24 protein-coding genes are annotated in these 22,126 nt (G+C 41.4%); 7 read left to right on the forward strand and 17 right to left on the reverse strand.

Features of this window, described 5'->3' with window-relative positions; all coding sequences use genetic code 11:
* Positions 1-244: 244 nt before the first annotated feature.
* The 3 genes from AACW90_RS04515 to AACW90_RS04525 all read left to right on the forward strand — a co-directional run bounded on the left by AACW90_RS04515 (position 245) and on the right by AACW90_RS04525 (position 2,433).
* Positions 245-1,291: an ethylbenzene dehydrogenase-related protein gene (locus AACW90_RS04515; RefSeq protein WP_390231423.1), complete on the forward strand. Its 1,047-nt coding sequence runs from the start codon at positions 245-247 to the stop codon at positions 1,289-1,291.
* A gap of 83 nt (positions 1,292-1,374) precedes the next feature.
* Positions 1,375-1,941 (forward strand): multiheme c-type cytochrome, encoded by a 567-nt coding sequence (locus AACW90_RS04520; RefSeq protein ID WP_390231426.1) that lies wholly within the window; start codon positions 1,375-1,377, stop codon positions 1,939-1,941.
* A 12-nt stretch (positions 1,942-1,953) separates the two neighbouring features.
* Complete coding sequence (locus tag AACW90_RS04525; protein ID WP_390231429.1) at positions 1,954-2,433, forward strand: cytochrome c3 family protein; 480 nt, start codon at positions 1,954-1,956, stop codon at positions 2,431-2,433.
* A gap of 82 nt (positions 2,434-2,515) precedes the next feature.
* Here AACW90_RS04525 and AACW90_RS04530 read toward each other — a convergent pair whose 3' ends face one another.
* Together AACW90_RS04530 and AACW90_RS04535 are read right to left on the reverse strand one after the other, a co-directional pair.
* Complete coding sequence (locus tag AACW90_RS04530; protein ID WP_275134322.1) at positions 2,516-3,148, reverse strand: response regulator; 633 nt, start codon at positions 3,146-3,148, stop codon at positions 2,516-2,518.
* Positions 3,145-4,536: a sensor histidine kinase gene (locus tag AACW90_RS04535; protein WP_390231432.1), complete on the reverse strand. Its 1,392-nt coding sequence runs from the start codon at positions 4,534-4,536 to the stop codon at positions 3,145-3,147. The genes AACW90_RS04530 and AACW90_RS04535 overlap by 4 nt, the downstream gene beginning before the upstream one ends.
* A gap of 197 nt (positions 4,537-4,733) precedes the next feature.
* On the opposite strand from AACW90_RS04535, the gene AACW90_RS04540 reads away from it, so the two are divergent.
* Positions 4,734-5,036 carry a DUF1330 domain-containing protein gene (locus AACW90_RS04540; RefSeq protein ID WP_390231435.1) on the forward strand — a complete coding sequence of 101 codons (303 nt, stop codon included), beginning with the start codon at positions 4,734-4,736 and terminating at the stop codon, positions 5,034-5,036.
* A gap of 53 nt (positions 5,037-5,089) precedes the next feature.
* On the opposite strand, the gene AACW90_RS04545 is transcribed toward AACW90_RS04540, so the two are convergent.
* The gene (locus AACW90_RS04545; RefSeq protein ID WP_390231437.1) at positions 5,090-5,317 is read right to left on the reverse strand and encodes a cysteine-rich CWC family protein; all 228 of its coding nucleotides are present in this window, start codon (positions 5,315-5,317) and stop codon (positions 5,090-5,092) included.
* Between the two features lie 92 nt (positions 5,318-5,409).
* On the opposite strand from AACW90_RS04545, the gene AACW90_RS04550 reads away from it, so the two are divergent.
* Positions 5,410-6,084: a glutathione S-transferase gene (locus AACW90_RS04550; protein ID WP_390231439.1), complete on the forward strand. Its 675-nt coding sequence runs from the start codon at positions 5,410-5,412 to the stop codon at positions 6,082-6,084.
* Here the strand turns inward: AACW90_RS04550 and AACW90_RS04555 are convergent.
* Together AACW90_RS04555 and AACW90_RS04560 are read right to left on the reverse strand one after the other, a co-directional pair.
* Positions 6,055-6,567, reverse strand: a complete 513-nt coding sequence (locus AACW90_RS04555) for a cytochrome c3 family protein (RefSeq protein ID WP_390231442.1) — start codon at positions 6,565-6,567, stop codon at positions 6,055-6,057. The two genes, AACW90_RS04550 and AACW90_RS04555, sit on opposite strands and share 30 nt — an antisense overlap.
* Positions 6,568-6,669: 102 nt before the next feature.
* Positions 6,670-7,842: an MFS transporter gene (locus tag AACW90_RS04560; RefSeq protein ID WP_390231445.1), complete on the reverse strand. Its 1,173-nt coding sequence runs from the start codon at positions 7,840-7,842 to the stop codon at positions 6,670-6,672.
* Positions 7,843-8,075: 233 nt separating this feature from the next.
* Between AACW90_RS04560 and AACW90_RS04565 the strand changes: the two genes are divergently transcribed.
* Positions 8,076-9,194, forward strand: a complete 1,119-nt coding sequence (locus AACW90_RS04565; protein WP_390231448.1) for an ABC transporter substrate-binding protein — start codon at positions 8,076-8,078, stop codon at positions 9,192-9,194.
* Positions 9,195-9,253: 59 nt separating this feature from the next.
* Here AACW90_RS04565 and AACW90_RS04570 read toward each other — a convergent pair whose 3' ends face one another.
* The gene (locus AACW90_RS04570; RefSeq protein ID WP_390231451.1) at positions 9,254-10,183 is read right to left on the reverse strand and encodes a GlxA family transcriptional regulator; all 930 of its coding nucleotides are present in this window, start codon (positions 10,181-10,183) and stop codon (positions 9,254-9,256) included.
* A 109-nt stretch (positions 10,184-10,292) separates the two neighbouring features.
* Here AACW90_RS04570 and AACW90_RS04575 point away from each other — a divergent pair, with 109 nt between their 5' ends.
* Complete coding sequence (locus tag AACW90_RS04575; RefSeq protein WP_390231454.1) at positions 10,293-10,811, forward strand: cysteine hydrolase family protein; 519 nt, start codon at positions 10,293-10,295, stop codon at positions 10,809-10,811.
* Between the two features lie 69 nt (positions 10,812-10,880).
* Here the strand turns inward: AACW90_RS04575 and AACW90_RS04580 are convergent, their stop codons facing one another.
* From AACW90_RS04580 to AACW90_RS04630, 11 genes are all read right to left on the reverse strand, one after another.
* A complete protein-coding gene (locus AACW90_RS04580; RefSeq protein ID WP_390231457.1) occupies positions 10,881-11,702 on the reverse strand; it encodes an AraC family transcriptional regulator in 822 nt (273 codons plus the stop codon).
* A gap of 19 nt (positions 11,703-11,721) precedes the next feature.
* Positions 11,722-12,315, reverse strand: coding sequence for a LysE family translocator (locus AACW90_RS04585; protein WP_390231460.1), 594 nt, complete (start codon positions 12,313-12,315; stop codon positions 11,722-11,724).
* A 271-nt stretch (positions 12,316-12,586) separates the two neighbouring features.
* Positions 12,587-12,877, reverse strand: a complete 291-nt coding sequence (locus AACW90_RS04590; RefSeq protein ID WP_390231463.1) for a hypothetical protein — start codon at positions 12,875-12,877, stop codon at positions 12,587-12,589.
* A 276-nt stretch (positions 12,878-13,153) separates the two neighbouring features.
* The gene (locus AACW90_RS04595) at positions 13,154-14,152 is read right to left on the reverse strand and encodes a LacI family DNA-binding transcriptional regulator (protein ID WP_390231466.1); all 999 of its coding nucleotides are present in this window, start codon (positions 14,150-14,152) and stop codon (positions 13,154-13,156) included.
* Positions 14,153-14,305: 153 nt separating this feature from the next.
* Positions 14,306-15,187 (reverse strand): glucosamine kinase nucleotide-binding domain-containing protein, encoded by an 882-nt coding sequence (locus tag AACW90_RS04600; protein WP_390231469.1) that lies wholly within the window; start codon positions 15,185-15,187, stop codon positions 14,306-14,308.
* 111 nt (positions 15,188-15,298) lie between these two features.
* Positions 15,299-16,036, reverse strand: coding sequence for a chitin disaccharide deacetylase (gene chbG / locus AACW90_RS04605; protein ID WP_390231472.1), 738 nt, complete (start codon positions 16,034-16,036; stop codon positions 15,299-15,301).
* Between the two features lie 107 nt (positions 16,037-16,143).
* Positions 16,144-17,454 (reverse strand): 6-phospho-beta-glucosidase, encoded by a 1,311-nt coding sequence (locus AACW90_RS04610; RefSeq protein ID WP_390231475.1) that lies wholly within the window; start codon positions 17,452-17,454, stop codon positions 16,144-16,146.
* Positions 17,455-17,463: 9 nt separating this feature from the next.
* Positions 17,464-17,775 (reverse strand): PTS lactose/cellobiose transporter subunit IIA, encoded by a 312-nt coding sequence (locus AACW90_RS04615; protein WP_390231478.1) that lies wholly within the window; start codon positions 17,773-17,775, stop codon positions 17,464-17,466.
* Positions 17,776-17,844: 69 nt separating this feature from the next.
* The gene (locus tag AACW90_RS04620; protein ID WP_390231481.1) at positions 17,845-19,173 is read right to left on the reverse strand and encodes a PTS sugar transporter subunit IIC; all 1,329 of its coding nucleotides are present in this window, start codon (positions 19,171-19,173) and stop codon (positions 17,845-17,847) included.
* Positions 19,174-19,226: 53 nt separating this feature from the next.
* Positions 19,227-19,535 carry a PTS sugar transporter subunit IIB gene (locus AACW90_RS04625; RefSeq protein WP_390231483.1) on the reverse strand — a complete coding sequence of 103 codons (309 nt, stop codon included), beginning with the start codon at positions 19,533-19,535 and terminating at the stop codon, positions 19,227-19,229.
* A gap of 444 nt (positions 19,536-19,979) precedes the next feature.
* Complete coding sequence (locus tag AACW90_RS04630) at positions 19,980-21,905, reverse strand: DNA topoisomerase III (protein WP_390231486.1); 1,926 nt, start codon at positions 21,903-21,905, stop codon at positions 19,980-19,982.
* Between the last annotated feature and the right edge of the window lie 221 nt (positions 21,906-22,126).

The raw sequence follows: 22,126 nt of genomic DNA on the forward strand, positions 1-22,126 counted from the left end.
TAACTAATCAAGCTAACTATCTAATTCAACGAAAAAAAATCAATCGGCCACTAAAAGATGATAACTTTAATTATCATCTTTTAGTGGCCGTATAATTACACTTATCATAAATTATCCGTAAGCTCACAAAGCCATTTAATAGTTAATTGATATATATATTAGTTTGATATTAATCAAGTTTAGATACGCCGAACACTCCTACTCTTTAGTGGTAGACATATTTCGAAAGCCACAGGAGCGGAGAATGAAATATTCAATTATCGCAACCAGTACAGCCGTTGCATTATCATTATTGCCACTTAGCTTAGCCCAAGCTAAAGGTGATATTTTAGAGAGTAGTAAAATCACATCAAACATAACCATTGATGGCACTGCAGACCAACTTTGGGACGGTGCAAAGTCCGTTAAAGTTAAGCTCAATAAACTGCCGTACAAGCCAGATAACGGTTACAAAGGTATCAAAAAAACCACCGTTGAAATGAAGTCTTTATACGATGACGAGTACGTTTACTTTTTGGTTAGCTACGATGATCCAACCAAAAGTATCGACCGCTTCCCTTGGGTAAAACAAGAAGACGGTTCATGGAAACAGCTTTCAAACAAAGATAGTACAGGCCACGACAATACATACTATGAAGATAAATTCGCTGTCTTCTGGAACATCAACGCCGATGGCTTTGAAGAGAAAGGCTGTAATACAGCATGTCACCGCTCTAAAGACGGCATGATCAATGGTATTGAAGATAAGAACCCAGCTCGTAAATACACCAAAGAAGGCCAGTACATTGATATGTGGCATTGGAAAGGTGTACGTAGTGCGGTCCACAATCAACTTGATGACCAGTACGTCAATAGCAACACCGACCCTAAAGTTAACAAAGGTTGGGGACGTAAAGGCGATGACAAAGATGGCGGCGGTTACGTTAATAACGTGAAAGATGGCCAACCCGCTTTTGTTTCAGACAACCTGAAGCAAGACACCTTACTGATATTAGACACCGAGAAAAAACCATTTACAGCCGACTACGACAAACTTGAAAGAATACCAGGTTTGACGGGTTCGCCGTTCACTGGCTCTCGTGGTGATGTTGAAGTAGGTGCAATGTGGAAAGATGGCGTTTGGACTTTAGAAATGAAACGTAAGCTTGTTACGAGCGGCAAAAATGCCGACACACAAGACGTTCAGTTTAAAGACATGAATAAAGCCTATCCATTTGGTGTCGCTGTATTTGATAATTCACAAATCAACCACGTATTCCATCGCGGTGTATTAAACCTAGAGTTTAAGTAATCCTCGTAGGATATAAGTAATAAATTAGGCCAATAATTATTGGCCTAATTTTGATTCCTGCACTATTTAATGGAGAGGAATTCATGTTTAACGTTAACCTGTTACGCAAAATATTAATCATCGGTTTTTTCTCGGTCTTCGTTAATAGTAATTCTTACTCTCAAGAAACGGTTATAGCCAGTTCCAGTATCGATACAGACCATGAGCAAATTTTTCAAACTCAACTATCCACAGAATTTGAAATGGATACGTTGCTTAAAGAAAACAAACGTTGTATTCGATGCCACCAGAAAAGAAGACTCATCAAAGACATCAGCGCCATTTCCACCGTCGGTTCGCACACTAGTGAGACGTTTTTAAATAACTGCACCGCCTGTCATGGCATTAAAGAAAAACACCCTAAGAAAGACAACTCAATAATCAGTTTTTCTGAACACAGTTCAATGGCGAATTTTGATCAGAACCAGCAATGCATGAACTGTCACTCTATAGAAAACTTGAGAGACGCTGAGTGGACGCATGATGTGCACGTGAAACCAGTAAGCTGCGCTTCTTGCCACAATATTCACAATGACATCGACCCAATGAAAAATATTGAACACACAGAACGAATACTGATGTGTATAGACTGTCATGGCGTAGGTAATTAAAGGAGCACAGCAATGAAACTCATAAAAACCCTATTATTAATCTTTTGCACACTATCCTTATCAACGGCATGGGCAGAAGACCTACCCAGCCCGGATGAAGATAATCTTGCTAACTTCCACTTAAAAGATGAAACATGCGCAGGCCAATGCCACGAAGGTGAAGAGCCATCTGATAGCCTAGAGTTTGAATATAACAGTTGTATTGAATGCCACGATAAGATGGAAAATTTGCAAGGGCGACAGCATAATATCAAACATCAAGATAATGAAGAGATGGAATGTGTCGAATGTCATCTGCCTCACGAAGAGTTTGAACCAAAAGACATCTGTACCGACTGCCATGACGAAGAAGATGAAGAGCTGGATGGTTTTTACACTAGCGTGTTTTCTGACGCGATGAAGGCCAGTATTAATCAGTCTGTTTACTTCGAGCACCCAAAGATTATTGAATCCAAATTGAAAAAACAAAACAGAGAATTTCCATCACGGTAATTAGCTAAACAGACAAGGTGTACTCAATGATCCAACATCATGGGTACACCCCTTTTCTTTGAACGCGACAACCAAGCAACGATTAGGTCAATATCCGCGACTCAATCTCTAACCCAACTTTGGTCAATGTATACTCTTTGTCATCGTCTTTTTCGACTAATCCACTTTTCGTTAGTTGACGAAGGTGAAAATTGAACTTTGTATGATCTTCTATCCCCACCAGCCTACATAAGTCCATAAACTTGAGCTTTTGGTGGGTTTTAAGCTGATAGATAACATTTCGGCGAATAGGGTTTGCAAGCGCACTAAACACCAGGTCGCTGTCTTTATCGAAACGAGGGGATTTCAGTGTTTTTTCCGCATGCACTTTTTTAAGCGTAACAGACAGTGTTTGAACATCAAAAGGTTTGGTCAAAAACTCGTCGGCCCCTTTCTTCATCGCCTCAACGGCGGTGTCTATCGTGCCAAACGCGGTGATAATGACAATTCCCATGTTGGGGTTAAGCTGCTTTAGAATTGAAATGGCGTCAATACCACTCATTCCTCCCATCACAAAGTCCAGCAACGCAACATCATACTGGTAGCGAGTGGCACAACTGATCGCTTGCTCCGCGCTTTCATAAGCATCCACAACAAAGCCGTCTGCGCTTAATGCTTCTGTAATGACTTCTCTTAGATCTAAATCGTCTTCAGCGACAAGTAATTTAAGACTCATTGGCTCTCCATAGGCAGTTCTATACTGACACACAATCCGGTACCGGTATTTTCAATTAAGAGGCTGCCCCCATTCTGATCGACTATTTTTTGGCAAAGGGTTAAACCTAACCCTGTACCATGATGTTTATCTTTCGTTGTAAAGAAAGGCAATGTGACTTTTTCCAATATGGCTTCGTCTATACCTGTTCCGAAATCAATGACAGATAAAATTACTCGTAGGCCTTTCTGCTCTGCTTTTATCACTATTTTTTTGTTCTCTTCTGATGCATCAATCGCATTGTTAATCAAATTGATCAGCACCTCTTCTAACTGTTCTTTGTCCGCATAAAAAAAGAGATTAGGCATAATAATTTTTTGAATATCAAAATAATGTAGCCTATGTTCCATCAGGTTAAGCGCTTCGTTGACGAGTTCATCCATCGAGACCTTTTGTTTTATTGCATTTCTCTTATGCGAAAATTGCAGTAACTCCTGACTAATATGCGCGGCCTTCAGCAACCCTTTTCGAATATAAGAGAGCTGTCGTTTCATTTTTTCTCTGTCAACGTCATCTTGATCAATCTGTTTCTCTAACAAATCACAGCGCATCAACGCACTACTAAGTGGCGTTTTGATTTCGTGAGTAATACTCGACGACAGTTCGCCTAACTCTCTAAGTTTACTATCATGGTGAAACTGCCGAATGGCCCCCTCTATTTGTAGCTGCCTTTCGTCTTCAAATAGTTTCAATGTTTGCCTTAAATAGAGCCAAATCATAAACGCTATTGCCGTTCTAATGGACGCACCTATAGCGAGATCTTCTATATAAAAAATTCCGGCAGATAGCCCATAAATAATAATGCATATCCCTAATCGGCCAACCGCACTGGCCGCTTTTCGTTCTTCCAATTTCAACTTCTGTGAATAATTCATCAAAGAAGCACCGGCTAAAATCCCGGCACAAGATCCAAACAGCCAACGAGTCTGCAAGGTTGTGTCTCTAACAAAGTCATTCAAGTCTTGATGAAAATATCGATAAATGACACTAAACAGAAAGACGACACTGACGAGCTCAGCGACAATCAATAACTGCTTTCTCAAGCGCCATTTCGTCATCGATAGCATTTGAATTGCGAAATAACCCAATGCCAAGAAAGAGAGCCACAATTTGAACACTTTGAATAGCTTAACCGTGGTATGCATGCTTAGTTCTTGTTTGTAAACAAACAGGTACATTTCAGACCATTCATGCAGTCCATGTATGAATCCGAATACAGCCAAAGTGGGTAACGCAGAAGCAATCGAAAGATTACTAAATCGGAAATCTCTAAAAAAGATAGTAAAACCAATAACGACAAAAATTAGGCCATAAAGAAGATAAAGACTGAACTCAAATAGCTCTTTCATCAAAAAGTAACCGTGACATAAATAGAATACATATCAGTGAATATTAGCAAACTCGTTCATTCATTACGGTTACGTAAGGCTCATATCCGCTAGTAAACCAGTAATTCTCGTGAATATTGTCAATTCCTACAAACACAACTATGCTCTTTATCAACCCGTCACGTCCTTAAGCTTCATTCTTCTTAAAGGAAAAACAAATGGCTTATTACTCAGTACTAGAAGTAACCCCATCAACTGAAGATTGGATTCCTGACTATATTGCCCCAACAAACAAGGTTGTCGCGAAATACGGCGGTATATACCTTGCTCGAACCGCTAGTCATGAACGCTTAGAGGGTGAAGGCGAACCAGTAGCTCTGCGCGTAATCATTGAATGGCCATCAAAGGAAGCGGCGGTCAACTTCATGAACGACCCCGAGTACACCCCACATTTTAAAGCACGCACTGCTGGTTCTATCAGTCATCACTTTTTAATTGAAGGTAAAGACGACCTAGTGTAACGACACGTTGAAGACACCGTATACTCGCAGCGGAAAGCATGGTCACTATAGAACTATTTCGTAACGGTTTTGATTTGGAACGCAGAAGGGTCCTGGTTAAAACGAGTGACACAAGCAGCACAAATACAGGATTTGTGTTGCCACTCTATTGGAACTAGTTTTTGTAACTCGGTAGGGACTTTTACCTCATTGCACCAACATGAATTGGGTGCACTCTGGGCCATACAACGGTTTTCTTTTTTACAAAATGGACAATGTTTGTCATCAAGTTCATTGGTCATTATCTGAATACCCTTTCGCTTTGTAGCAATGACCCGACACTATCATCTACACTAAAGATTGCCAATACGAAACACGCAAAGTAGGTCACTCGGTGAATGATAATCCCTTCCCCATTCTTTACTCACTACGACAATGTCCATACTGCATACGTGCAAGATTAGGACTATTGTTGGCACAGCAACCCGTGATGTTACGTGAAATTGTTACGAGGAATAAGCCTGACGAAATGTTAGCTACATCGGCAAAAGGTACCGTGCCTATCCTATTACTAAGCGACGGAACGGTGGTCGATGAAAGCATTGATATTATGGTTTGGGCTCTTACACAAAATGACCCTGACAACCTTTTATTGAGTGGTCAGAAAAGTGGCTTCAAAGAAATGCTGAAACTTATCAATCTCAATGATAAAGAATTCGTTTGTACACTCAACGCGTATAAAGCGGCATCCCGTTACCATGACGACTCCGTGATTGACCATAGACAAGAGTGTGAACGGTTTATTATTGAATTAGAGCATCGCCTTACTGCTCGTGGCTATTTAATGGGGGATGCTCCTAGTTTAGTGGACTATGCCCTTCTACCATTTATCCGTCAGTTTTCTCGTGTGGACCGTAAATGGTACGCAAATGCCCCCTACCCGAACCTTCGATACTGGTTAACAAAGCATTACCAACAATCTCACTACACAAAAACGATGACAAAATATCCTGAATGGCTCGACAACCGAGAAGCCTTCTTATTTTGCGATCTGCCACCCGGCAGGTAACGCTCGTTCCCAATCCCCTTTATGACACTCAGAGCAACTGAAACGAGAGCGGCGATGCATCTTGTGGCAGCTAGCACAATCTCTTTGCGACAAATGTGGCCTGTGCGGGTTTATACCCGTCACCTTTTCTAACTCTAGGGTACGTTCACTCAGTCCATCATAATCTTCATGGCAGCCGAGACAAAACGCATTATTAACGTCACGCGGATAAAAACGCGTTTCGTAATGGCCCGATTCATAGGCTTCTTTCTCATGAACGATCTGTTTTGGTGTTCTTTCATGGCAGTCGATACAACTCACTTCCCATTCCACACTGTGTTTAAAAACGAGTAGATTCGATTTGGTTTTAGCATCTTTAATATATGGTTCAATAATGTGACAGCCTTCCCCGCACATAGGCGCTTCTTCAGCAAAACCAAAAGGCGGGCCCCCTAAGCTTACCATTAGAATGAAAAGCTTAACCAATACCGAGAATCTGAACATACGTGCTCACTCAAAATAGCGTTGCGTTTAAAAACGCGACAGGGTCGCACGTCATGCATCAGATTTCAATGACGCGTATCATGTATTAATTCGTGAATATATTTAGTCTGGTTGCGGTTCTGCGGTGTGTTTAGCGTTGGCAATAAAGACCACGATCACCACCAATACAAACGGTAAGACATAAATATTTAAGCTCTTCCATCCTACGGTCGATTCCAACCAACCGGATAGCAGCGCCGTAATGGTGACACAGCCAAACACCATGAACTCATTGAAAGCTTGCGCTTTGGGTTTGTTGTGCGGTTGATATGATTGACTAAATAATCCAGTGGCAGAGATAAACATAAAATTCCACCCCACACCCAATAACACTAATGCAGCTCTAAAGTGCCATATAGATTGGCCGTGAATATTGACGGCAACACAAGCGACAAAGAGCAGGCTCCCCGTTAATATCATCATTCTCGCACCAAATTTTTCTACCAATCGTCCGGTGAAAAAGGCAGGCACAAACATACCCAATACATGCCATTCGATAACACCTGCAGCCTTAGTAAAATTAAACCCACAACCAATCATAGCTAACGGTGTGGCCACCATTAAAATATTCATTACCGCATAGGCTATGACGGCCGCAAACACAGCAATAAGAAAATTAGGTTGAGTGATAATGGTTTTTAGCGGATCAGATTTCAAGTTCTGAGGAGTAAGGTTCGTATCAGGGAATTGAATGGTTTGAAGGATACTTAAGGCCAATATATTTAATATGACAAGTGAAGCAAATGCGCCGACATAAAGCCCGTTATCAGACCAATTCTGCGACATAATCGCTAAGTTAGGGCCCAAAACGGCAGCCAAAACGCCACCCGCCATAGAGATAGATATTGCTCGGTGTCTAACGCTTTCATCGCAGACCTCAATAGCAGCAAAACGGTATAGCGTACCAAAACCAATGCCGATACCCAACAAGAATGTGGCGGTACAAAAGAGGTGAAAATTTTGACTATAAAGCGAAAATGTCGCTAATGATGCACCAATAATACCCACCATATTACCAATGCTAAACCCCCGTCTTCTACCCAACTTACCCATAATTAGTGACGCTGGTATGGTGGCTGACATTAAGCCCAAAAATTGAAGGGCGACAGGTAAAGTAATCATACTTTGGCTCGGCGCAATCTCTTTTCCAATGAGACCAATCACTGAAATAAGTAATATATTGCCTGTCATTAGTAATGCTTGGCAAAGTGAAAGGAGCCAGACGTTTCTGTTCATTCTTACCCTATCAATCAGAATCTAAATAAGAACCATACGCACTTAATGATTGACGGTCAATGCGTCCTCCTATGGGTACTATGGCTATATATATGCGATACAAATGCAACTAATCACCTATCAACTTGAATATCACGACGATTTATAGATTAATAACGCATACTTCTTTCACTTCTTATTCCCTAGCTTTATTTATAGTTCTATAATTTGGGATCGATGTTATTGGAGCCCTCATGAAGTACGTATTACTTATTTTACTCTCAAGCTTAGCGCTATCATCTCCCATTGCTCATGCAATAGATGTCACCTTTTTAAACCCTGCCAAAAAAGGAGAACGATTCTGGGATATGGTAACGGAGACCATGGTTGCCGCTTCTAACGATTTTGGTATGACACTTGAAGTCATTTATGCAGATAGAAGTCGAGGCAAAATGATGCGCTTAGGGAAAGAAATAGCAAACCGAACTGACCCACCTGACTACCTTATTCTAGTGAACGAAGAGCAATCTGCCGAAACCGTTTTCTTAGACACTATTGGCTCTGATATAAAGACATTGATGTTATTGAATGACTTCACCCCCATACAACAGGAACGTATTGCATTCGCGATGTCAGGCAGCCAGAATCTTGTTGGTTCTGTTATTCCTGACAATTACTCTGCAGGTCAGCGACAAATGCATGCTTTACACCAGTGTGCTAAGCCATTGTCTGATAATAAACCAATCCACATGTTGGCGATAGGCGGCGATAAAGTAACGCCCGCCTCTATAGAACGCAATCTAGGTGCATTGTCCGTAATAAGAAAAAACGACGATATTGTATTAGACCGTTTCTTATATGCTAACTGGAGTCAAGAAGAAGCAAGACGACTTACTGATAGCTATATAAAATGGTCCATGCAAACCAATATACAGGCAACGGCTATTTGGGCGGCTAATGATCTTATCGCTATTGGTGCTAAGCAAGCGATAGAAGCAAACGGACTGAAGGCGGGAACAGACATCTGTGTAGTGGGATTCAATTGGTCTTTGCAAGGCCTTAATCTGGTCAAAAGTGGTCACATAGTGGCGACCGATGGAGGTCATTTCCTTGCTGGTGCTTGGGCTCTAGTGGTTCTCAACGATTACCATACTAGAAGAGATAACAGTAATAAAACGCCACTAGGCAAGATCCACTTTCAAATGCAAAGCATAGACAGCACCAATGTCGACCAGTACCTCACAAAACTTGGCGACGAGAATTGGAGTAAAATTAACTTTAAAGGCTTCGAACTAACAAACGGACAGTCTTATTCTGACTATGATTTCTCGTTGCAACATGTTTTCGCGCAGATAGAGCCTAACCACGAATAGTTGATTCACATTTCTGGTCACTCTAGATTGATACACACCTAAGTATTCTCCGACATCGCCTATACCGCTGAAAACCGCTGCCTAAACGCCCCAGGGGTTAGTCCCATTATTTTAACAAACACCTTTCGACAGGCACTAATATCTTCATAACCAACCATTGTCGCGATGAGCTCGAAAGAGTGATTTGAGTTTTCAAGTAATTCGCATGCATTTTGAACCCGTACACGCTGCAGATATTGATTTGGAGAAAAACCTGTCAGCTTGAGAAACTGCCGTTGTAACGTTCGAACGGTGATACCAAATTCATCCGCTAACCCGACCACCGTCATTGGCTTATCGTAAGCATGATGAATTTTATGTTGAACATTCACGATCGCTTGATCGCCATGGCTAAAAGAAGGAGAAAATTGTTTATAGAATCGCTGCTCGCGCGCGCCAGTATCGACCACCAACATTTTACCTAATTGACGCATTACGAGTGGTGAAGCCAATTGTGAAATAATTTCTAGAGCAAGGTCTACCCATGACATCATACCGCCTGCGGTAATAATATCGCCTTGGTTAATGATTATCTTATTAATGTCCAATTCAATATGTGGATATCGCTCTCGAAAGCTCTGCTCTAATCCCCAATGTGTTGTTACTACCCGGTTTTCCAACAAGCCTGCCGCCGCTAAAATGAATGCACCCGCGCAGGTCGAAGCTATCAAAGTCCTTCTATTGTGAGCCTCATTTATCCAATCAATATCTTCTTGGTCAGGAGACAAGCAGTAAGATTGATCGGTACATGGCGGCAGAACCAATACATCATATTGATCATTAGGCAAGCTGTCTTGAGTGACAATTGTCACCTGAAAACAAACATTAATACTCTGTCTTTCACACACAGTATTTGCCATTTGAAACACGTCATCTAAACCGTACACCGCCGACTTTAAAGCAAATGGGTAGTTAAAAATGGCGATAGTGAATTTTTTATCTGACGGCATACCAACACACCAATTGTCGTTTATTGCACATAATATGTCATATTAGCCTATAAAATGCATCGGTACTTTTGGATATAGTTACTCTACTCATTCAAAAGGAGCCTACGTAATGAACCAGAAAGCACTTATCGTAATCGACCTACAATACGATTATTTTCCTGAAGGAAAATTCCCTCTTTGGAATACCAAACAAACTTTAATGAATGTTAAGTCGTCGATAAATAAAGCGAACTCTCTCTCAATACCCGTAATTCACGTACAACATATTGCAGACCCTGCAAGAGGTATTTCCCCATTTTTTAATGAAGGTACCGCTGGCGCGGAAATTCATATGGACGTTGTCAATATTGCGCCTAACGGCGATGTTGTTATAAAGCATTTTGCCGACGCGTTCTTTAAGACCAATCTTGAAGAAACACTGAATAATTATGGAGTAGACGAATTGTTGATCTGTGGAATGATGACCCAAAACTGTGTCACTCATACCGCTATTTCCAAGTCCGCAGAAAAATACAGGGTTTCTATACTGAGTGATGCTTGTACGACGACAGATGAAATGATCCATAACATAGCGCTTCACGCCATCTCAAACCGAGTAGAGTTATTGTCGTTTGAACAGGCCTTCTAGCTATACGATCGACGTAATCATAGGCCCAAAATGTTCAGTTCACTCCTGATAAAACTGACCCGATTAGGCCTATTTTTCCACAAAATGTGACTGATAATATTTCGGTGTCACTGCCAGCTTCTTTTTAAAATGTCTCTGGAAGTGGGCTTGATCTGAAAAACCCAATTGCAATGCGATATCAGAGATAGCTTGCCCAGACTTAAGCATGATTTTTGAACGCTTGATTTTCTCATCTATCAAATACGCATGAGGTGGTAGGCCATATTGTTTCTTAAACGCTCTAAGTAATTGGTACCGGCTCATACCCGCTTCACTGGCAAGTGTTTCTAACTGATGCGCATCACTAATTTCGTCAAACAACCTCTCCTTTATACGGTTTAGAGCCGGTTCAGGAACAGACATTTCATCATAATGTGGCATTTTATCCAACCAGCAACTTTCTATGAACTCATATAGGCAGACCTGCGCATGCAGCACGTCATACTCATTTCGAACTGCGGCTAACAGCTCTTTAAATGTGGCCTGAATTTGCGTGTTTCGCTCTAAGCCATTGTCGAATGGTAGATAACTTCCAATCGCACATTGCAAAACGTCTCGTTGCGCTTCTCCCATTTCGCGAACATTAGCAAATAGCATGCTGTACGACCATAATCCAGATTCAGGGTTGCAAGAGTGCACTTCATTTGGATTAATTGTGACAATGTCACCTTTACCTATTTGATAGGTATGTTGCCGATTGTGGTATTTTGCTCGCCCTTCGGTCACCATTCCGAATGAGAACTCGTCATGTGAATGTGACTCGTAGCAAGCACGACTTCCCCTTGCCTCCCTTAACTCTATCCAACTGAGCAAGGTGCTTTGCTTAAAGCTTGCACTGACGTCTTTTTTCATACGTACTCTCTTTCGCTACCTATAACCATATTATTACCACACAGCCTGTAAGTAGCCCAGCCATTATTCTGTTAAACCTTTTTTGTTGAATTGGATTCTCCAAAAAAACTGACAGTACGCGGCCCAACACAGCCCAGAGACCAACGCCGATTAAACAAATGACAAGAGAGATAAGTGTGAATACCGCAAGGTTAAATTGCTCGTTATCTTGTCCAATGACATACAAGCTTACTCCAGACATTGCTACCAACCACGCTTTGGGATTCATCGCTTGAACAACAAACCCCGTCCAAAAACCAGCACTAGATTGGTTCGTCGATTCAAAGCTGGTTATTGGTGAAAGATATATTTTAGAAGCCATGTAGAGTAAAAATAGACTGCCTAATACCTGCATCGATGATGCAATCATTGGTAATAACTCGAGCATGATATGCATAATGCTGCCGGATAAAAACACAACAAGCGCGTAAGAAAGGGAGGCTCCGGCTACGTGTTTCATCGCTCGTTCCAAACCGAAACTGGCCGCTGTACTTGTTGCAATCACATTCACCGGACCAGGTGTTACTGCGCCTACAAAAGCAAATGTCGCCATCGCAAAAATCAGGTTATTCAAATTTACTATCCTCTTTTTAACAAGGATAAACAACCGATCTCAATGTTTATTGAACAATATTGCAGATTAACTAAACTCAGAGTTCTAACCGTTCAATCATACAGACCACAACTCAATTGAAGCCGTTAAAAGACGTAATTAAGAATGAACATTTATCTTGATAAAATTGAGAGGAGATTGTGCACGTAAAGTGTATTGTATTTACACTCAGCGCAGGCGGCTACTATCGTAGTGTAGGGAAGCAATAAAAAAACGTCATGGATAAGTAACGCTAGCGATTTATCCATTTTTGGGCATCGGTAGAACTAAAACGAGTAGAGTCATAGATCGCATATTCTGTTTCATCTTGATTCGTTTTCGCTGATGTCACTTCTATCTCACCAATAAAGCCGATACTTTTGAGTTTATTGCAGAGGGAGACGTCTGCTTTTTCAAAAACAACATTTAGAAAAGGCAATGTTGAACCAGAAATGATTCCATTTTCATTGAAGCGGTTCAATGCTTCGGCGAAGTGATCTGTATCGGTATATTCAATGATTTCAATTAATTGTTCTAACAACATAAATTACTTAATTCCGTTTCAACCAATAACCGAAACCCTAAGATCGTTACTGGGATGGTGTTTTTATCGAGCAATAAGATATCATAATTTTTAACGAGTAATACTAATCTCTTCACGATAATACCGATTACGTCATAGGCGAAGCCTATACTGACTTATTCAGGCTTCACTAAGATTAATGATCAGGTCGATGCCCCCTAGTCTTTGTATGCTAGGGGGTCTATTTCTGGTTGTCTGGCGATGCCGATTGCTCAGTGGAGTGGAAGTAATCTGACATTATGAAAATAACTTGTCTGAATTACGGATTCGTAAATGTGGTTCGAAGTGACGGTTCATATTGTTGTCTTCATTTTTAATTTGACTTATCAACACAGAAGAAGCAACGCGCGCCATATCACTAATTGGGAAATGTACCGTCGACACTGCAGGATAGAGGCTTTCACACCGGCTGACACTATCATAGCTAATAAACGATATATTTTTTGACATTTCAATACCATATTCATGAAAAAACTGTATTACCCCTACCATCATCTCTTCACTACATGTAAACAGGCCTGTCATTTCCGGATGAGCTTGATAAAGCTTCTTTGCAGCAAGATAACCACTTTCCCGGCTATAATCTCCTTCGGCATTTAGTGTGGGGTCAATGGGAATTTCAGCCTTAGCTAATGCATTAAGGTAACCTTGAAAACGTTGCCCTGCGGAGTCTCGATTGAGCGGACCACTTATACACGCAATTTTCCTATTTCCTTGCTTAATAAGATGATTGACGGCCATTTCCCCAGCAAGTGTGTGGTCAAAAGTGATGCACCTAGATTCCAACCCCTTAACCAAACGATCTAGCAATACGAATGGTGGAGATTCAAGCGCCAACTTTCGCAATTCCTCATCACTCAAATGACGACTATTCAATACATATCCATCACAACGAAGATCGTGAAAGCGACGGATAGCTTCTCTTTCACCTTCTGCACTTTGGTGCCCTTGGGCAGTAATAAGAAATTTCTTATGAAAATCAAGTTCAGTTTGCACTTGGTTCATCAATTCACCAAAGAAACCACCCGTGTAGTAGGTAACCAATAAACCGATCATTTTGCTTGAAGCCGTCGCCAGAGAACGGGCAACCTCACTAGGGCGATAGTTTAGTTCTGTCATCGCCTGTTCAACTCTTCGTTTAGTATCGGCCCTGAACGTGCCTTCTCCATTGATAATTCGAGATACTGTTGAACGATTAACCCCAGCCAATAATGCAACGTCTTTGATCCTTGCCATGATTCCTGTGTATACCTCAGATAGTTAATATAATCGCAAATACAAAAAAAATGCGCCTATTATAAATTAAGTCCATCTCTCGTGAAAGATATCGTCATAATAGCAACTTATTGTACAACAGGTTGGGCATTGAATTACTACAGACAATTTATCTTAATACAAGTCGTGATTGCCTTTCGTCATTAAGAGAGCCCCTGCCATCGCATCACCTTGAGCTGCCACTAGGCGCACCTGAAACGGAGGCGACAACCAAGGAACAATACGCTCACCAATACTACCCATCAGAGCCACTTGTTTTGTCCCCGCCTGAAATAAAGCACTTAGTAACATTTCTACTTCTGCCGCTGTCTGCTTGAGTACCTGTATAGCAAGCGTATCGTTTTTAGCGGCATGTTCAAACACTAGAGGCGAAAACTGGCCATAATCGCATGGTCGGGCGGTTTTTGACCAACTGACAACTTGGTCGACATCATGATAAAACATCTGCATCACAGCCTGTGCTAATGGGGTAAAAGAGACAATACCTTCGGTTCCAAGCAGGACTTGCTGAATAAGGTTCAGCCCCATCCGGGCACCCCCTCCTTGATCCGAAATTGGAAACTCGCGTCCACCGAACACCCGCTGCTTACCATCAGCAATTAAAAAGCCACAAAAACCTGTCCCTGCAATAAGAATAGCGCCATCCTTGCCAGTCCAAGCACCAAGACAAGCACCATAGGCATCGGTATTTAACGTCATTGAGGCATAAGGGTGAGACAATTGCTTAAAAGCATACCAAGCTTCTTTTTGCTCTGCGCCAGCTAAAGCTAGACCAACGCGCATATGTGAATAGTGAACATGGGATAACCCTGCCTGCGCTGCGGCGTTAGCGATTGCTTCTTGAATGGACGCCATCGCTACTTCTACACCTAATAATATATTGGCACTGCCAGTTTTTGCTTCACCAAGAAGCCTATCTGAGTTGTCACAAATACGAGCACGACACGACGTACCCCCTCCATCAACCCCTACATAGTAGCGAGTACTGGTAGACATATTTTATTTCCTTACAATACATTATCGTTTCCATTAAATACTCGAAATTTTTGAAATATCGCCACTACAATAAAAATTTTTCCTACACTTGGATAACTAATATATTGTGTTTTAATTAGTTAAAATTGAATAATCACAAAGCTCAATACGTTGTTCATTCAATTGTTTTTTTAGATTTTCATCCGTTAATATTGCCAGCTCTTTCGCCCTAAGTAAGCTGTAACCGCTAGCATCAAAAAGAGGTTGATCAATGTAAGCAGGATGACACATTATTTCTAATACATCGCAGTGGCTGCGATGACTATTAATAATATCCCAGATTTTATCAATACTAATATCTTCACCATAAAACTGGTCACTGAAACTATATCTACAATCATTATTTTTTGTACCAAGAACACCACATCCCCTTAATGGCACTTGGTAATAATTCGCTATATCTTTAATTATTGGCAATATTTTCGGATGAGTATGAATATGATGATGGCTGTCTATATGACTTAAAAACATTCCTGACGTGAGGAAAGACTCAATTTGGGCGATGACTTCATCGCCAACTTGTTGCTCATTAATATCCTGCTTATTCCAAAGTTCATCCTGCAATAAAAACTGACCATTTTCGTCGGTCAAACATGACGCTACCGTCAGCGGCGCACCTACAGTAAAACGTAAGTGTATCCCCACTTTCAGTGACGAATTTTTCTTAGCTAGATCAATTGCGTGATTCCCTGCCTTCATACCGACCATAAAAGTCGTTGAGCTAACCACTCCAGATTGACTGGCAGCAACAATTCCTAGGTTAACCCCAGAAGTTAAGCCGAAATCATCTGCATTAAATATAACATGCATTGTATCACCTAAAATCGAGTATCAGAATTTCTTACATTTGGGTGTATTGCGTCAATAATCCCGCTATACACCCTTATTAAATTGGCCTTATTTAATTGAATTTTTTATCAATTAAATTGTGGTAAATAATCATAATTCACACGCAATATATCATCCAATACTGCTTTGGCTCGTTTAATGTCTGGTACTAGAGGGTTAGCAGTCAAAGCAAGTAACGCTTTATCGTAATCACCATGCACAGCTGCCTCAACGGTTAATTGCTCATAGGCTTTCACTTGATGTAGTAAGCCACTAACCGCCGAATTTAAGTGTCCAACCACTAACGGACGCGCCCCCCAACTGCCGACGACAGCACTACACTCAATCACCGCGTCATTTGGCAAACTTGAAATTGTGCCGTTATTTCGCACGTTGACGACATGAATGGTTTTCAGATCGTTGTAGATAGCATCAACTAAATCCAGTGAGGCGTCGGAATAATACGCACCACCGCGTTCCTCCAGTTGTTGTGGCTTCTGATCAAGCTTCGGATCTTGATAAAGCTCAAACAGCTCTCTTTCCGTAACTATAACTTGCTCAGCCCGGCAACCACCGTTTTCTGCAGATTCTCTCTCTTCCTCGAGCATCGCGTCAGTCTGGTAAAAATAACGATGATACGGACACGGTATTGCACCCAAAGCTTTAAGGAAAATAGGGTCCCATGGTTCTTCAAAAATATTTTTCATACTAAAGTTCGCCCCGTCACCTACTTTCTCAAGTACTTCAGTAGTAATATCTTTGCCGCCAAGCCAGACTTGATGCGCCCACACTAAATGGTTGAGCCCAGCTAACGACATAGATAATTCATCTGGTTTGCAATTCATCATCTCTGCAATCATCATTTTCATAGATACTGGCACATTGCAAAGGCCAATAGTTTTGACTTTAGTATATTTTTGAACCGCTTCTGTCACCAATCCGGCAGGATTAGTAAAGTTAAGCATCCAGGCATCTGGTGCAAGTTCTTCAATATCCCTGCAAATATCCAAAATAACAGGGATCGTGCGAAGCGCCTTCGCGAAACCTCCAGCACCCGTTGTCTCTTGCCCAATCATATTGTATGTAAGCGGAATACGTTCGTCAGTAGCGCGGGCTTGCAAACCCCCAACACGAAACTGAGTCATTACAAAATCGGCATCTTTAATCGCTGACCGTCGATCCAACGAGGATTTTACAATGATATTTACACCGGCCTTCGCAACCATTCGTCGAGCCAAGGATTCGATAATCTCTAACTTTTCCTGACCATGCTCAACATCAACCAAATGAATTTCATTGATTGGTAAGCAATCCAATCTTTTTAATACACCTTCAATTAATTCAGGAGTGTAACTGCTACCACCACCAATAATAGCCAATTTTAACGCTGATTTAGTCATAATCTAACCTTATTTTTCAGATAATTTTTCATGCAGATAAACCATTTCGGTGGCCAATTCGTGGGCAAGAATAGTATTCATTAAATGATCTTGTGCGTGCACCATAACGAGTGTCATTGGTACTTTACCTTCACCCTGATCGGCTTCAATAAGCTGCGTCTGGGTCAAATGAGCTTTATTAAGGCACTCCTTTGCCTGTTGCAGCAAAGTTTTAGCTTGCTCCAACTCAAGCTTCCGTGCTTTTGCCAACGATTCGTAACATAAGCTGCGGGCTTCACCAGCATTAATAATAATGTCCATAACTACGGCTTCTTGATCCATTTGTATTTTCCCTTGACTCATTAAAGATATGACCGAGTTATGCACTGGGCTATAACTCGGAAATGATTGCTATGCCGTCGCCTCTGACGTGACCACGGATTCTTGTTCATTGTTTTGTGAGTTGCTTTCTTCTGCCAATATTTGTTTCTCAAACATTTTGAAGAAAGGTAAGTAGATAAATAGATCCATCACAAGTAAAGCCATGACAAGAAAGACTGGTGATAGCGTCCAACCTGACCCCCAAGAAGCGCCAAGAAGTGCTGGTGCTGTCCATGCTGTTTGTGAAACCCCCATTCCGACAAAGCCCATATGTACTGCGGTATAAGCAACGACGGCATTGAGGACTGGTGCAAAAACAAACGGAATAAACATGGTTGGGTTCAATACCAGAGGACTGCCAAAGATCACGGGTTCGTTTATCTGAAACAAACCGGGGACAAAACTCATACGACCAAGGCTACGCAAGTGAACAGAGCGACTAAATATCATTAATATGACTAACGCTAGTGTGGCACCCGAACCACCGATGAAAATATAAAAGTCCCAAAATGGTTGAGTAAAGATGTTAGGAATAGTCTCACCAGCTAGATATGCGGCTTGGTTTACACTTATATTTGTCAGGAAAATAGGAGAAAGCAGACCAACAACAATTGCTGCACCATGAATTCCAGCAAACCATAAAAGTTGACATACCAACAATGCACCAATAATGGCCGGCAAAGAGTTTGATGCGCTAACCAACGGCCTAAACAATTCCAAAACTAAATCAGGGATCAGCATATCGTATTGAGCTTGTACAAACAGACTCAGAGGGAAAATGGTTATGAATACAAAAACAACCGGGGTCAACATTTCAAAAGAGCGGGCAATGGCAGGTGGAACTTGCTCAGGCAACCTGATAGTAATATGGTATTTCTTCATTAAACGGAGCAATTCAACAGAAAAGAATGCACTAATAATAGCTGTGAAAATACCGGTTCCAGACATGTGTCCCATTGATAATGTGTCATTTGTCGCGGGAGCTGACACTAACAAAAATGTCATTAATGATAACGAAGCACTAGTAATCCCATCCATCTTATAGGACCGAGCCAAGCTGTATCCAATCCCCATTGATACAAACAACGCCATTAACCCCATCGTCATTTGGAATGGCATCATAATAATATCAAAATTAGTTGAAGCTAAATCAAGCCAAGCACGGCCGAACGAATTTTGTGTATTCTCATCAAATGGCGGAAATGCAAAAACTAACGCAAAACTACCGACAATAATAAATGGCATGGCAATGATAAAACCATCACGCATAGCGCGAATATGTTTTTGATTACCAACTTTTACCGCTAAAGGCGCAATGTATTTTTCAACGATATTAATTATCGTATTATAAAGACTCATGGAACCAATCCTTTTTATTAAATTTAATCAGGTAATAACGGGGGGGAATTTAATTAATCTGAAATAAGTGATAGTGCCTGATCTAATACTTCACTTCCTTTCATCATCCCGTATGCAAGCGAAGGAATGACCGCCACTTTTTTGTTGTATTGATTGGCAACGTCTTGTAAGTCATCAAGTTGAAACCTAACCTGTGGACCTAATAAACAGACGTCAAACTCTTGTATCATCTCTTCAAAAACATTGACAGAACGTGCTTCAATCAGACATTCCAGACCTCTGGCATCTGCTTCCTGTCGCATTTTCTTAACTAACATGCTAGTTGACATTCCAGCGCTACAACATAATAAAATCTTCTTCACAGTGATCTCCAAAGTAATTAAACTTATTTTTTTAAGTTGAGCTGAGTATATATTAATAAATTTAAGATCGAAAGCGCAACCGGTTGTGTAAATGTTGATACGGATCCCATTACAATAAAGTCGATGATAATATCTACAGTAAGAATAAGGTTTGATATTAGCTAATATCTTTACAAAATAGTTAATTAATCATGTCTATTTCAAGACATAGTGAGTTGGCCCATCAGAGCGACTCTGATATTGCAGGAACGGTGATAATAAATGTAAACGATGGTAGACACAGAAACGTATTATGGCGGAAATCAGTGACTATAATGGATAATACCTTACTATTAAGGCTCGATATCAGGATGGTACTGTAGGAAAAGCCTATACTGACTTATTCAGGCTTCACTAAGATTAATGATCAGGTCGATGCCCCCTAGTCTTTGTATGCTAGGGGGTCTATTTTCTACGAGTAAACTTAGGCTTTCGACGACCTGTTGCTCTTTCTACTTGAGGCAAACCTTGTAGAGAACTGGGAACTGGGTTGGTTTTTACCCCTTCCATCAGTAATGCCAGTTTTTGCTCAAGCCCCTGCATAAAGGGTTGATAGGCTTGGTTTCTTTCTGCCATGCCTTGCAGTTGGTGTTCCCAATGTGCCGTCATGTCAGGATACGTCGACTCATTCGGCAACGCATGTATCAGCCCTCGTCCAGCTTGGCTACTCAAAATAGATTTTCCCTGACGAATCAGCAATTTTCGTCTAAACAATGTGTCTAAAATTCCTGCTCGTGTTGCCTCGGTACCCAAGCCGTCGGTCTCTTTCAAGATTTTTTTCAACTCTTTGTCTTCAACAAAACGTCCTATTCCAGTCATCGCTTGAAGCAGTGTTGCCTCTGAAAAATGCTTCGGCGGTTCGGTTTTCTTCTCTTTTATTTCCCCTTCTCGGCAGATCAATTGAGTGCCCTTTTTAAGCGGAGGAACCGTGTCAAAGCCCGACTCGTCTTGGTTGTCTTTGCCAATAAGCACCTTCCAACCTGGCTCGATCAGTTTGCGACCTTTGGCAATAAAACAACCACCCGCAATATCAAAAACCAACTTCGCTTCAGCGTAAATCGCAGAGGGATAAAACTGCATCAAATACTGCCGAGCAATCTGTTGGTATATCTTCATTTCATGACCAGACAAACCATTAATGGCAGCTTTTTTCGGAGTAGGGATAATCGCGTGGTGCGCTTCTACTTTTTTGTCATTCCATGCCTTTGAGCGGATAGAAAGATCCGCGCCACTAACGGCACTTGCCAATTCCTTCGCATTGTTTGCGACCGCCGCTACGACAGTCGAAGCTTGAACAAAATGTTCGTTTGGAAGATAACGACTATCAGAGCGTGGGTAGGTAATGAGTTTGTGCTTTTCATACAAAGACTGGCAGGTATTTAATACATCCTGAGCACTCATACCGTACCGTTTGGAGGCATCAATCTGCAAGGCTGACAATGAATAAGGCAACGGTGCCGATTGCTTGGTCTGTTTTTGTTCCGACTCAGAAACGATAGCGGGTTGATTCGCAATTCGATTCGCCACATTTTCGACCAATTTTCGATTTAATATTCGCCCTTCTTCATCTTGCCAAGGTTGGCATGATTCGCTCGGTTTCCAACGCGCTCGTATGTCTACGCTGAACTGGCCGTCTTGGTAAGGAATCAGAGCGTGCAAAGTAAAATAGTCTTTAGCCACAAAGTTTTCTATCTCTTCATCTCGGCGGACAACCAACCCTAAAACCGGTGTTTGAACACGCCCTACCGATAATACACCTTGATACCCTGCTTTTTGACCAAGCAAAGTATAAGCGCGAGACATATTCATGCCGTACAACCAGTCCGCACGCGAGCGTGCCAGAGCAGAAACAGACAGCGGGATAAACTCTTTATTGCTGCGCATTTGGCTTAACGCGCGTTTAACGGCGGGCAGGTTTAGATCATTAATCAATAACCGTTCTATTGAGGCTTTTCGGCTTGCGCTGACCTTAAGATAATCAATAACCTCGTCAACCAGTAACTGCCCTTCTCTATCGGGGTCACCCGCATGAATAATTTGACCCGTTTCTTTGAGCAACTTCCTAATAACCGCAAGCTGTTTGCTGGCTGTTTTTCTTGGTCTAAGTTGCCACTGTTGTGGAACAATGGGTAAGTCGGCTAGGTTCCATTTTTTATATCTATCGTCATAAGCATCGGGTTCAACTTGTTCAAGCAGGTGCCCGATACACCACGTCACAATATCTCCATTTCCACACCGGATATAACCTTGATCTTTTTTTTGTGGGTTGGGTAAACCAGCCGCTATTGCTCGACCTAAGCTCGGTTTCTCAGCAATAAAAAGACGTGCCATTAATTTTAATCCACCACAAAAATATAAGAAGGGCTAGATTAGCGAATCTAGCCCTTACAATGCAAGGAATACTGTTAATTTATACAGCCTTATTCACTCAACTTCTACAAGTACTCAACCAATTTTATCCGATCGCGTTCAGGTACTTTCATCGGCGACCTGTCTCGTGTCCCCAAATATAGAAAAACCAGTCATTTTTTAAAACACAATTGGACAGAACC

This window comes from Vibrio frigidus (assembly GCF_042465995.1).
Taxonomy (GTDB): Bacteria; Pseudomonadota; Gammaproteobacteria; order Enterobacterales; family Vibrionaceae; genus Vibrio.

Bases quoted from the DNA above. Each gene is read 5' to 3' on its own strand.
- AACW90_RS04515 (WP_390231423.1), top strand. From the start codon at position 245: ATGAAATATTCAATTATCGCAACCAGTACAGCCGTTGCATTATCATTA.
- AACW90_RS04520 (WP_390231426.1), top strand. From the start codon at position 1,375: ATGTTTAACGTTAACCTGTTACGCAAAATATTAATCATCGGTTTTTTC.
- AACW90_RS04525 (WP_390231429.1), top strand. From the start codon at position 1,954: ATGAAACTCATAAAAACCCTATTATTAATCTTTTGCACACTATCCTTA.
- AACW90_RS04530 (WP_275134322.1), bottom strand. From the start codon at position 3,148: ATGAGTCTTAAATTACTTGTCGCTGAAGACGATTTAGATCTAAGAGAA.
- AACW90_RS04535 (WP_390231432.1), bottom strand. From the start codon at position 4,536: ATGAAAGAGCTATTTGAGTTCAGTCTTTATCTTCTTTATGGCCTAATT.
- AACW90_RS04540 (WP_390231435.1), top strand. From the start codon at position 4,734: ATGGCTTATTACTCAGTACTAGAAGTAACCCCATCAACTGAAGATTGG.
- AACW90_RS04545 (WP_390231437.1), bottom strand. From the start codon at position 5,317: ATGACCAATGAACTTGATGACAAACATTGTCCATTTTGTAAAAAAGAA.
- AACW90_RS04555 (WP_390231442.1), bottom strand. From the start codon at position 6,567: ATGTTCAGATTCTCGGTATTGGTTAAGCTTTTCATTCTAATGGTAAGC.
- AACW90_RS04560 (WP_390231445.1), bottom strand. From the start codon at position 7,842: ATGAACAGAAACGTCTGGCTCCTTTCACTTTGCCAAGCATTACTAATG.
- AACW90_RS04565 (WP_390231448.1), top strand. From the start codon at position 8,076: ATGAAGTACGTATTACTTATTTTACTCTCAAGCTTAGCGCTATCATCT.
- AACW90_RS04570 (WP_390231451.1), bottom strand. From the start codon at position 10,183: ATGCCGTCAGATAAAAAATTCACTATCGCCATTTTTAACTACCCATTT.
- AACW90_RS04575 (WP_390231454.1), top strand. From the start codon at position 10,293: ATGAACCAGAAAGCACTTATCGTAATCGACCTACAATACGATTATTTT.
- AACW90_RS04580 (WP_390231457.1), bottom strand. From the start codon at position 11,702: ATGAAAAAAGACGTCAGTGCAAGCTTTAAGCAAAGCACCTTGCTCAGT.
- AACW90_RS04590 (WP_390231463.1), bottom strand. From the start codon at position 12,877: ATGTTGTTAGAACAATTAATTGAAATCATTGAATATACCGATACAGAT.
- AACW90_RS04595 (WP_390231466.1), bottom strand. From the start codon at position 14,152: ATGGCAAGGATCAAAGACGTTGCATTATTGGCTGGGGTTAATCGTTCA.
- AACW90_RS04600 (WP_390231469.1), bottom strand. From the start codon at position 15,187: ATGTCTACCAGTACTCGCTACTATGTAGGGGTTGATGGAGGGGGTACG.
- chbG (WP_390231472.1), bottom strand. From the start codon at position 16,036: ATGCATGTTATATTTAATGCAGATGATTTCGGCTTAACTTCTGGGGTT.
- AACW90_RS04610 (WP_390231475.1), bottom strand. From the start codon at position 17,454: ATGACTAAATCAGCGTTAAAATTGGCTATTATTGGTGGTGGTAGCAGT.
- AACW90_RS04615 (WP_390231478.1), bottom strand. From the start codon at position 17,775: ATGGATCAAGAAGCCGTAGTTATGGACATTATTATTAATGCTGGTGAA.
- AACW90_RS04620 (WP_390231481.1), bottom strand. From the start codon at position 19,173: ATGAGTCTTTATAATACGATAATTAATATCGTTGAAAAATACATTGCG.
- AACW90_RS04630 (WP_390231486.1), bottom strand. From the start codon at position 21,905: ATGGCACGTCTTTTTATTGCTGAGAAACCGAGCTTAGGTCGAGCAATA.